Annotated in this window: 7 protein-coding genes; all 7 read left to right on the top strand. The window is 37.9% G+C overall.

Translation table 11 applies throughout. From position 1 onward, the window contains the following. The first annotated feature begins 2 nt into the window (after positions 1–2). The 7 genes from IGI37_RS16695 to IGI37_RS16665 all read left to right on the top strand — a co-directional run bounded on the left by IGI37_RS16695 (position 3) and on the right by IGI37_RS16665 (position 11,953). Positions 3–665, top strand: a complete 663-nt coding sequence (locus tag IGI37_RS16695; protein WP_438763202.1) for a hypothetical protein — start codon at positions 3–5, stop codon at positions 663–665. A 402-nt stretch (positions 666–1,067) separates the two neighbouring features. Then, positions 1,068–2,006: a signal peptidase I gene (gene lepB, locus IGI37_RS16690; RefSeq protein ID WP_438763201.1), complete on the top strand. Its 939-nt coding sequence runs from the start codon at positions 1,068–1,070 to the stop codon at positions 2,004–2,006. A 115-nt stretch (positions 2,007–2,121) separates the two neighbouring features. Continuing rightward, a complete protein-coding gene (locus tag IGI37_RS16685) occupies positions 2,122–2,457 on the top strand; it encodes a DUF7006 family protein (RefSeq protein WP_438763674.1) in 336 nt (111 codons plus the stop codon). 611 nt (positions 2,458–3,068) lie between these two features. Next, positions 3,069–4,160, top strand: coding sequence for a tyrosine-type recombinase/integrase (locus tag IGI37_RS16680; protein WP_438763200.1), 1,092 nt, complete (start codon positions 3,069–3,071; stop codon positions 4,158–4,160). A 515-nt stretch (positions 4,161–4,675) separates the two neighbouring features. Beyond that, complete coding sequence (locus IGI37_RS16675; RefSeq protein ID WP_438763199.1) at positions 4,676–6,388, top strand: SpaH/EbpB family LPXTG-anchored major pilin; 1,713 nt, start codon at positions 4,676–4,678, stop codon at positions 6,386–6,388. Between the two features lie 29 nt (positions 6,389–6,417). Beyond that, the gene (locus tag IGI37_RS16670) at positions 6,418–11,298 is read left to right on the top strand and encodes a SpaA isopeptide-forming pilin-related protein (RefSeq protein WP_438763197.1); all 4,881 of its coding nucleotides are present in this window, start codon (positions 6,418–6,420) and stop codon (positions 11,296–11,298) included. Position 11,299: 1 nt separating this feature from the next. Next, entirely contained in the window at positions 11,300–11,953 is a 654-nt protein-coding gene (locus tag IGI37_RS16665; protein ID WP_438763196.1) for a pilin N-terminal domain-containing protein, read from the top strand. The last annotated feature ends 81 nt before the right edge of the window (positions 11,954–12,034 follow it).

The following is a 12,034-nucleotide window of genomic DNA, read 5'->3' as shown; positions in this document are numbered from 1 at the left end:
CTATGAGTATTATCGATTGGCTGTTTATTGCCTGTATTAGTATCTCCATTTTAAGTGGTGTGTTTGGGGTGGTTATGTTTATTCAATCGTTTCGAACAAGCAGTCAGTTAAAACAGCTAAAAGAAATGACACCACCTAAACTCAAAAAAAAGAAGCGTTTATGGATGAGAAAAATCAAGCTATTGACGTTAACTGTAAAAAAACAACGAAAAAGAACGCTTCTTTCATTTTTGATAGGGATTATTCTCGTTGCTGGAGGCTTCTATGGACGGAACTATCAAGCCACAACCATCTCCAAAGAGGATTCCGCAGCTTATGTGACGGGCAACTTTTTGACAACAGAGATGCAAGGGCAACTTGCATTGATTACTGAGGATCCAGGACGTGCTAGAACCAATATCACTGAGCTTTCTGGTCGAATGGCAAGCTTTGGAATTAAGCGCGCGGATGGTCGACTTAATATAGAAGGTCAACGAATACTTAATCGTTATTATAAACAAATGAAAGAATTTGGGCTTAATATTGCTGGTCAGATGGAACAGGTCTTAACAGAAGAAGAAGTGCGTACAAACTATGAGAATGATTTAGCAACGATTATCGAGACGCAAAAGAAAGTAGCTGAATTCTATGAACTGAAAGAAGACACTTCGTCTCCCAAAAAATAAGTACGTAGAGTGGGAACCTAGAATTGAGCAATCACATATATAAGAAACTGCATACAACAACATTGAACAAAACAGAAATTAAGTTAAAGAATCAACCCTATAAGCGCTAGTCGTATGAGTTTTTTAGCAGTCTCTGGTATATCATTCATAGTTATAAAGGTATATGTGTAGTATGCTGCCTACCTTAAACAATGAAATAGGCCGATGTTGTCTAAATAAAGTGGAAGTTAAGTTAAAATTTCTCAAAAAAGTAATGGAAATTCTTTGCCTATCTTCTTAGATATCTGTTACATCGATTGTCATGATAAGACTTATGTCAAAAAGGTTGGGACAGAGCTTTATAAGTTATGTTCCAACCTCTTTTGTGGGTATAAATTCAATCTGTCGGCTGAAAGAAGGGTGATGACAATAGACAAGAAACGTACAGAAAATGTAGAAAAAGAGTCTAAGGTCAGCTTGTCAAAGAAGCCAAATAAAAAGAAAATAGATCAACAAGGCACACAATCAGACGAGCCAACGAGTGAGTTGCAAAAAAATCGACTACATAATGCTAAATCAAAAAAATCAGAAATGATTCAAGCAACAAAAAGTAAAAAGAAATCAAAAGATCGAAAAAAACGCCGCTCAAGCTTTGATGCACTAGAGAAAAAATACTCGCGGGCTGAAATAGTAAAGAATCCAAACGAAGACTCAGTAAATAAGGAGAAAAAGAGCCAAAACAAAAGTCAACACACTCTGAAAAAGAAACGGAACAAGCCGGAACTACCAAAAAAAGTAGCTGTATCCAAGAAAAAGAAGCAGGCTTATTTACAGGAGAAAAGTAGGGAACGAGTCCGAAAAAAGCGAGCGCGTCTTATTTTTGAGAGTGCACTATTGACGGTTGGTCTTATGGTTCTTCTATTTGCTCTATTCAAACTACGCATTCATAAGATTTCTGGAGCGTCGATGGAGCCGGTACTTAATGACAAGGAGCTAGTACTGATTGAAAGAACCAAAGATATTCAACGAGGGGAACTGTTGGTTTTTAAGCGTAAGGGAGAGACTGCACCTGAAATTAAACGAGTTATTGGATTGTCAGGGGATGCAATCTGGATCAGTGGCCAGACGTTATATCTAAATCCTTATGTAAACAAAGCAACGACTGTTGAATTAACAAAAGACAAGCTACCTAGTGGCACATTTTCAATTGAACTTATAATGGAAGACTTAGCAGAAGTTCAAGACGTCAATCGAATTCCAGCTGGTAGTTATTTTGTATTGGGTGATAATTCAGACAAGTCAGTGGATAGTCGAACATTCGGCTTTGTCACAAAAGAGATGATTCTTGGAAAAGTCTTTTAAGGTGAATAAATAAAAAATTACGTTAGTTCATTTGCTGTTAAAAAGTCTCCTTTAATGGAATCTATAGAAGACAAATAATTAAACAAGGAAAGAGTAGGAGGAATGAAGAGTGAATATGCATCACTCAGATTATGTAGGCCACTTCAAGACGATTTGCGAAGATGCTCATTTTCAAGAAAAATATCCTAAAATTTCGAAAAGAATGAAGGAGATTTGCACTTCTATCCAAACGATCATTCGTGAAATTGCTGAGCAAAATGCTTTTTGGAGCATTGGTAAATTGCAAGGTTATGATGCGCAGCTTCAAATTATTCTTGAGTTAAAAGATGAATTAGCTGAGGAAAAGGTATTAGAAATCGCTGATGATGGTTATGGGACCTTTGCCAAAGAACAGTTTGGTTATAAATTAAATGAGAAAGCGCCGGTGTCACTCTATATGCTTGCGCAATAGTTAAAAAGCAGTAGTTTACATATCTATAAAAGTTAGTATAGCTATAGAAAAAAATACAACTAGCAAACAAATCCGTTTGCTGGTTGTATTTTTTTGTTTTGATAGGTAATCGTTGGTAAAGATAATTTGTTGCATTCTAATAAAATTTCCTTGAAATTATAGAATTAAATCTGTTTCTTCCTTATTGAGTTCATAATTTTGAAAGTTTATTTGTTATGTAAGTCACGCTGTATATTTGGCTAACCATAGAGAAAATTAGCTCTTTAACTTTTTTTTTCAACAAAAAAAAAGTTATCCATAGTTATTTAAAAAAAGATATACTACAAATTGGCTACATATTAAAAGAAAAAATTTCTTAGAAGAGACTATTCCAAGAAATTTAGAAGAATATATAGAAAATAACAAATATTTTTTTATGAAATAAAAAAAAGAAGCAATCTATCTAAAAGATATACTACGTTATTTTAAAAAAACTGTCAATAACATTGTTTATTTTTATGTTAATTAATAAAAAAGGGATTTTTTTTCAAAAAAGTTTGATTTCTTCTTAGTTTTTTTAGCCGTCAAATAAGCCGTCAAATAGTTAAAAATGAAAGGAAGACAGAAGTATTATGGCACGTAAAGGGGAAAACATTTATAAAAGAAAAGATGGACGTTGGGAGGGGCGATATATAAAAGGAAGACATCTGAATGGAAGTGCACGCTTTGGTTATGTCTATGATCGAACCTTTCGGGGGGTACGCCAAAAATTACAGGAAAAAAAGTATCAGTATCGATTTATTGTGACTGCATCAGATGTTTATAAAGGAACAGTTGCTGAATGGATTAATGAATGGTTAGAAGGATCGATTCAGCGAACAGTGAAACGTTCTACATTTGCTAGCTATCGTTATAAATTAACTCGCTATGTTTGTCCCTATTTTGAAGCAGTGTCTCTTTGTCAATTGAGCCCAGAAATTGTTCAAGACTTTGTTGACTCTCTAGAAAAAAAGGGGCTAAGTGGAACGACAATTCGGATGATCATTCAAATTTTAAAACGTTCTTTACGAGGGGCTCTTCAACGAAATTATCTAAGGATAAATCCTATTCAAAATATAGTCTATCCCACAAAAGCACCCAAAAAAATTTTTGCTTTATCAGAAGAAGAACAAGTTCTTCTTGAAGAAAAAGCGAGGCAACATCCTAAAGGGCTACCCATACTCTTGTCATTACACACGGGGTTAAGAATTGGTGAGATTAGTGCGTTAAAGTGGTCCGATATTGATTTAACAAAAGGAGAAATTACCGTTTCTAGAACCCTTCAACGAATCTCACTTCCTTCAAAAAATCGCAACAGCACAATTATGGAGGGGAGTGCTAAAAGTCTGTCCGCTCATCGAGTGATTCCTTTGAATGATCGAATTTGGGGAATATTAAAAGAAAAAAAACAGACGGCAAATAGCCCTTATGTGGTAGGTAGTCAAAACCGTTTCTTCGAGCCGCGAACCATTACTCATCAATTTAAACAGATTTTAGCCCAAATTCAGATAAAAGAGATTCATTTTCATCAGCTACGTCATACCTTTGCCACACGACTTTTAGAGAAAGGTGCAGATATTGCTTCGGTCAGTGCGTTACTAGGGCATCAATCAGCAAAAATGACTTTGGATATATATATAGGTTCGCTTATGACTCAGCGAAAAAAATGGGTGAATCGATTATGAGAAAAAAAGCATAAAAATGAAAGCGTGTTCTTTTTTTATCTGTTTTTTTTTAAGGTGATTCTCTTTGTTTTATTAGCCGTCAGATAAGCCGTCAGTAGCTTATATATAAGCGATTTTAGTGGGTTGTTGGTCTCTTCTTGGAATAGTCTCTTCTATGAGAAAATTGATATTTTTTTGCGAGTATAAAGCTGTCATTAACAATATATTATATCGTGTTTTCGCTAGAAAATCTATGGAACGAGACGAGGGGAGTCTCAAGTGTAGAGAAGCAATCATCAAGTAATTGTGTAGGGGGTGTACATGTTTTAGGGATGGTTAATGAGGACAACTAATAGGACGAATGGTCAATGCCTGTTAAGAAATAAACAACTGGGGAGTTTATTTCGTAAAGTGGGTACATAAATGATAGGGTCCATATAATAAGAGGAAGTAAAAGCATGTCTTTTCATTTATCAAAAGGAAAAGCTAGCAATGAATGTAAAGATAAAAAAGAACATAAGGAGTTTTTATCAAAAATGAAATTTACTAAAAAGAATATTTTGGCACAAGCAACAGTGGCAGCAACACTATTTACAGCAGTAGGAACATTACCATTTGGGCAAGCGGTGGTTACGCAAGCTGAGGAAGTGGGCCAAGTCACTAGCGCAAATCCAACAGCGGATACAACATCAAAGCGTTCCATCTCTATTTGGAAATATCAAGTGAGAGATGCTTCTGAATTAGGTGAACGAGGCGAAGGAAGCTATGAAACAGTTGATAAAGATGTGATTCCAGGAATCAAATTTAAAGTACAACGTGTTTTAGCTGTAGGCGATGTCTCTCTAACGAATCCTAGAGAACAAAAGCTTGAGACAGAGTATACAATTGATTCAGAATACGCAGAACAAATCATTACTACTGATGTTAACGGAAAAGCTTATCTTGACTTAGGAATTGGCCGAACAAATGATGGCATATACTTAGTGACGGAATTAACAGACGATCGAACAGATTTGACAGCGACGGCAGGGAAAAGAGTAGAAACACCAGCAGATCCTTTCTTTGTGCATGTTCCACAAACGAGTCGTACAGATCTTAGTTCATTGATTTATGACGTTCAAGTACAGCCAAAAAATATCTTGGAAAGTTTAGTCAATCCAGATAAAACTATCAATAATTTAAAAGGGGATTCGGTTCATGCTGGACAAGAATTTCAATGGGAATTAGCAGCTAAGGTCCCTGCCGGGTTGTGGCAAATCGCAGCACAAGATGGCACGATTGATGTCTATGATGCACAAGGAAATATTGTGCGCACATCTGATATGGTGAAAGGTGAGCCGATTGTTATCCGTGATGCTACAGGTCTATTGCAGCCAAACTTCTCAATGACTGATCAACTAGATAATCAACTAATTTATAAAAAAGATAGCGCTAAGGTTCAAGTGAAGGCAGGAGAAACAGGAACTTGGACAGATTTAGAGTCAACAGACTACACTGTAAGCTTTGATGAGGCAACGAATACACTAAAAACAACCTTGACTGAAGCGGGGTTAGTAAAAGTCGGCACAGCATCAAATGGCTTTACTGATATTCGTACAGTATTAACAACGACGGTAAAAGAAAACTGGAATGGTATTTTAGATAATAACTTTACCATCAACTATCAAATTCCAGGTCAAAAACCAAAAACCGTGACACCGCCAGAAGAAAACAAACCAAAATACTACACAGGTGGATTTGATATTGAGAAAACAGCGGAAGATACAAAGGCTGTTTTAGCAGATGCAGAATTTATGATTGCTTTCACACTAGAGGATGCAGAAGCCGAAAAATTCATTGCAAGTGATGGAAAAGCTTATGACAAAGGCGCGACATTACCAGATGGTGTTCATTTCTTAGTAGCAAAATCAGATGCCAACGGACGTGCGGAATTTGATGGCTTAGCTCTTGACTGGAAAGATGCGAATGCAGATGGACTTGTTCAAGAAGACGAAGTCAGCCGTAAATACTGGGTAGTCGAAACAAAAGCACCAGAAGGATATGAATTACTAAAAGCACCCGTTAGTGTAACGGTTAATTTAACCACAGAAAAAAATGATTCAGTTGAATTGGACATCGTTGATAAACCAAAAACAGACCTACCATTTACTGGGGGGCAAGGAACAACGTTGTTAGTTGCGATTGCTTTAGGAGCAATTACAATTGGTACAGTTGCGATTTCAGTTGATAAAAAACGTCGTCAAGCATAATTCAAATGGGATGAAAGGATGGATAGACGATGCCAAATAAATTACCAATGAAGCAGATAGTCACCGTTCTTCTTCCAGCACTTTTACTTTTAGGGATTGTTTTAACAATCCCTAAAGGGCAGATATTGAAGGCTGATGATTCTGAACAACCCTTTGCTAACGTGGAATTAAATGGAAAAACGGTAACAATGTCAGATATCTTTGTGCAAGAGGAAACAGTTAAAGTTGAGTTGACAGGGAAAGAGACAATGTTAGTCCAACTTCCTACTAGTCTTGACTATGAACTTGTTCAATTTGATGAAGCAGGTCAAATCTTGCCAAAAATAGAAAAGAGCCAAGAAGAATTTAATCGATTGATTACACAACAACGTGCAGTAGAGGATGAAGACCAGACGACTTTAGAAAGCACCCGTTTATCTGAAGCTTTTGACTCCTCTGAGACTAGTACTTCTTTGGCACGTGACCTAGAGGAACCGATCGTATATTTTGTGACAACAGAGGATGGAAAGAAAAACACCTACTTGCAGCTAGTCAAAGAGCGGTCTTTACACCTTCAATTTAGGCATAAAACAGAGAAAACGATAGCCATTCACTTATCAAGTGTGGAAGAACCAGGCATAAAACAAAATTTGTTTTCATTTGAAACGAATCGTTCAACTAGGAGCACTACCTCAAATGTAACAGATTTATCCGAAATATCTGAAGAAGCCAATTCTTCAATGGCAAAAGAATCAGAATCGGATGGGTCTGCGCAAACAAAGGAGAGTGAAACTCTTTCCACAAATACGGCAGAAGAAAAAGTAGCTGATAACACAAAAGAGACACCCGTATCTGTATATGAGAATGCTCTAGAGGTCGAAACACTTCCTACGAATAAAACATTGGAAGAGTTAGAGAAGGCAAATTATGAAGGAAATGATTCGCTGAAAAAACCACTGTATTTAGGAAAGGACGAGTTGCCTAGTCTCAGCTCAAAAGAGACGAAGAATACAGGTGTAACGAGTCCAGTGATTGTCAGCAACGCCAAGCTTTCTATTCGAACAGGTACAGATAAGTTTGATGATGATAATGAAGAAGGACACGATATGGATGAGAAGAACGATATCGTCCGATCATTTGATCGAGTGAATTACTCGGTTTCCTTTTCGATTCAGAACACAGATCAAACAACTCAATATACCAAAATTCGGTATCGTGTGATTAGCGAATTGAGTAATGCCGTAACTATAGAGAACGAGGTTCCTTCTGTGAATGCAGAAATTGGGAATGGCAGTTACCTAGAGACAGATCAAAAAGACGGGTCTCAGTTGTCTAGTGGCGTCATGGAATCGATCATTGAAGATACTGGACAAGTACATGTTCCTGTAGTGGTTAATGTTTATGGTGCAAAAAATCAGTTCGAATTTACACCAACCTTTAAAATTGAGCTAGTTGATGCGGTGAACAAGTCTACCGGAGAAACAGAAACGTTTAATGAACAGTATACAGAGGTTGACTTTAACTCCTTAGAAGGGAAAAAAGTTAAGGTATCTGCAAGACGTTCAGTAGGAATTAAATTGGTGCAAGGGGAACAAACCGATTTCCAAATCTACAAGGCTGGCGCGGGAAATACCGATAAAGTCTATGATGTCGGTGTAGTTGCTTCCTTAGCACCAATTCCTGGTAGAGAAAATGGCGATTTGCGTGGCTCTACGTATCCTAATGGACCGATAACCTTTACTATTAATCAACAGGTTAACGCCTTTAAAAACGGGGATAAGTATGACATAGCCACATCAGAGTACCCTTCAATTAATACGCGATTTTATTCAATCACGAATACGGATAGAGAATCTGCGAATTGGTCATCAATAGGTGGTGGGAATGAGTTTAAAGATACCTTTAATCCCAGTAGATTAAAAAGCCCGTTAGCTGCGCCGAATGGTGTGACAAAAAAAATCTATACTTCTCAGCCAACTACTGACTTAACAAAGATTGGTGTGTATGATTCTGGAAAAATTTCACTTACAAATGGAAGCTACAAAGATACGGTCACTTTGTCAAATTATCAAGGAATCAGAAACCCCTACACATATACAACAGCTGGAGCCAACTATGCAAGTGAAGCGTTCGCGAGTGCTGAATTAATTGTCAATTGGTATGATAAGGCGTTATCCGATTTATCTGCGAATAAGAAATGGGACTATTATCAAGCCAATCTGTCAGTCAATAAAGTTAGTTACGATGGCTATGAAGATAATAACGAAACAGAAATAACGTTTACCGGATTTGGTACGAAACCAGGTTCATGGACAAGTGGCCCTAATTTCGTCCATTTAGAAGGATATGAACCCGAAGGCAACAAACTTTCACATTCGACAAATTTAGATATAGGAAATACGGGTTGGGCGAATAATGTAGGTCAACCACAAATGTTCCAAGGGCAACAAATTTATGCAGGAGGCTGGAATATAAGTTCTAAGGTTAATCCCGAGACACAGGTTCAAATTCTTGAATGGAATACGAAAGGTTTCCAATACGATACGAGTCGTCCGGCCTATTCCCAAAAAGGCATATTAGACAAAGAAAATGTCAAATTGGAATATGGAATTAGGAAAACGGGAGCTAGCAGTCCTGGGCTAAGGGTTCATGCGGTGAAAGAGACCAATGCAAAATATACGTGGTATAGTACATCAGAGGCAGCCATGGCCAAAGGGAAAATTGCCGCTGTGAGGTTTACCTATCAAGCTAAAGGGAAGAATCAGAGCCTATGGAATGGTGTGCCAGTCACAGTTATTGGCTCTCCTGGTAGCAAGGATAGTGATGGAAATAACTACATTTTATTAAGCAGTGCAGGGGCCTTTGATGCGAAAGGAAATAGTATAGTTGCTTCTCCTCATGCCGGAACATATTTAGACTATATCCCCACCGTTTGGAATGCAGATGGAACGGTGAAGACTTCTCATCGTGTTTCTAGTGGAAATCCGCTAAATACAGGAACAACAGCTTTCATCAAACCGTTTGGAATCCAAACAGTAACAGAGGTTGAAGAGACGTTGTATAAGTCTACAGATATTATTAATATCAAAGTGAGAGGAATTACAACAGGAAATTCGAGCTCTTCTTATTCGGGTTCATTAACTACGACGTTACCAAAAGGGATTTTGTATAAGGATGGAACTTCAAAGGATAGTACAGGAAACCCATTAGCTGATCCAAAATGTACTTTAGATGATAAGGGCATAACTACCTTGACCTGGACAATGACAAATTTTAAACTGGCAACCGGTCTTGAGGTGAATTTCCAAGCAACCTCTGATTTTTCGCAGCTGATGTTTAAAAGTAGTGGTGAGACAGAAAACCTTGTTGTAAGAACAGTTGGTGAGATGTGGCTTACTAGTAACTCGGCAACTAGAGATACTAGTCTAGTGGAAATCAGAACATCAAGCGATACATTTATAGAGACGTTAGTTCAACAAGTTATTGTGAATAAAACAACGGATAAACCGCTGATAGAGGTTGGAGAAACAGAGGCAACAAAAACAATTGATAATTCAATCACGTACAAAGTGAAAGTGACAAATGGATCAATTGATGCCCTTCCAGATGTTCGATTACTCGATGTCTTACCTTATAATAATGATTCTCGTGGAACAAAATTTACGGGAAGTTATACAGTGGAAACAATCACTGTAAATGATAGTAACGCGAAAATTATGTTCAATAATCTCTCTATTTCTGAAAAGACAAATCCGAATGATATAAAAGATTGGTCTATTTACAACCCAGAGACAACACCGAAAGAAACCTTTAAGAATGCAAAAGCTGTTTTGGTCTCAACGGAGTCTCTAGCAGTGGGAAAAACTCTGGAATTGACGATAAAAATCAGACCGATCAATCAAAAAGCGGGAGAGGTACTTGTTAATGATGCAGGGATGAACTCCATTTTGAATATGCCGGTCCGTTCTCAAGCCGTTTGGACGCGAGTGTATGGTCGGGAACTTTCTGGGGTTGCTTGGTACGATGACAATCACGATGGGCTGATTGGACAGTTGAAAAACGGATTACCAGAAGCCTATGCCAAAGAAATTCCAGTGAAGCTCTACCGAAGTAGTTTAGTAACCACTGACTATAAAAATCAGTTGGTGACAGAAAGCCTTATTGGCGAACCGTTTGTGGACTCCCAAGGAAATTCATTAGTAAAAACTAATACAAAGGGGCAATATAAGTTCTCTAATCTTCCTGAAGGGGACTATATTGCAGAATTTGTTGTAGGAGATATGGTGGTCCAAAAGAAAGTTCAAGTAACAAAAAAAGAAGTAGGAGATGACCCTACGAAGAATTCCAAGGCAGATCCAACTACTTATAAAACGGACACGTACACACAACCATTACTTAAGGATCTTTCTAGTCAAATGATACAAGCCGATTCAATTTATCATGTACCAAATCTTAATATTGGGTTAATTCGTGCTTCTCAAATTCGTCTTTTTAAATATGAGTCAGGAAGTGCAATTGATGCCAATCAAGATGGGAAATTGAGCGACGCAGAAAAAGCCTCGGGAACGGCTTTAGCTGGTGCAGAATTTGATATTTATCGAGGCAATCAAGAGGAAAAAATTGGGTCTGGGAAGACAGATTCTAGTGGACTATTGGTTTTTGATTTTCTTTTTTCAGGAGAATACACTCTTGTAGAAACAAAAGCTCCGGTAGGATACGAACTTGTAAAACATCCGATTTCTTTCACTATTTCTGAAGGAAATGAAGTCATAACCCTTTATCAAGAAGATGACAAGACAATGATTTTACCATACACAGGTGGTAATCGGATGTTACAACTTTTCTTGATTGGTTCCGGTAGTCTAATGATTTGTGGCTTACTAGGACTTGCTTGGGTGTATCGACATCCGAAAAAGAAAGGAGCGTCTTAACATGAAACGACGAATTATTTTGTTACTGGCTCTCCTTTGGGTTGGGTTGAATACATTTGTTCCCACTGTTCAAGCATCAGAAGCTACTGGTTATGGAATCACCATTCAAAAGTATAAACTTGATTCGGCCACTGATGTGATTAATTTTCCAAAGGATGGATCAAAAGCGGACACCTTGGTCGATAAAAAAGGCAAGGCATTAACGACTTTACCTGGAATTACGTACGAAGTGGTACGGGTGACACCGATGACTGCTGGTTCAGGTTTTCAAGTGGTAGAAGGTCGAGAGGCGTTTTCTACTACTGTGGTGACAGACGATACAGGGCTTGCACGTGTAACTGGGCTTGTTCAGGGAATGTATCGAGTGACCGAAAAACCTAAGGATGGGGTCTTAAAAGAAGTCATGGAGCCAGTTATTTTGGAATTACCTCTTCCGCAGCCAAATGGCAAAGCGGCACTTTCTGAAGTCTATCTATATCCTAAGTCTAGTGTGGTATCTGCCACAGGGACAAAATCGACGACTTCTTCAAAGAAAACAGTGACAAGACTACCGCAAACAAGCGGAAATATTGGCAATACACATCCATTTGTTTGGATGTGCACCGTTATTTTGGTCATGGGACTTGTTGGGGTACTTTCGATGAGAAAGACGTAAGAAAGAGACTGGGACGGAAGCGATTGACTCCGAGAACCTGTAAACTGTCAACTCGAGCATATCTTATATGTAGAAGTTGTT

The sequence above is a fragment of the Enterococcus sp. AZ194 genome, assembly GCF_051713825.1.
Classification (GTDB): Bacteria; Bacillota; Bacilli; order Lactobacillales; family Enterococcaceae; genus Enterococcus_K.
The sequence above is the reverse complement of the archived record's forward strand: the minus strand, read 5'-3'. Positions and strand labels throughout refer to the sequence as shown.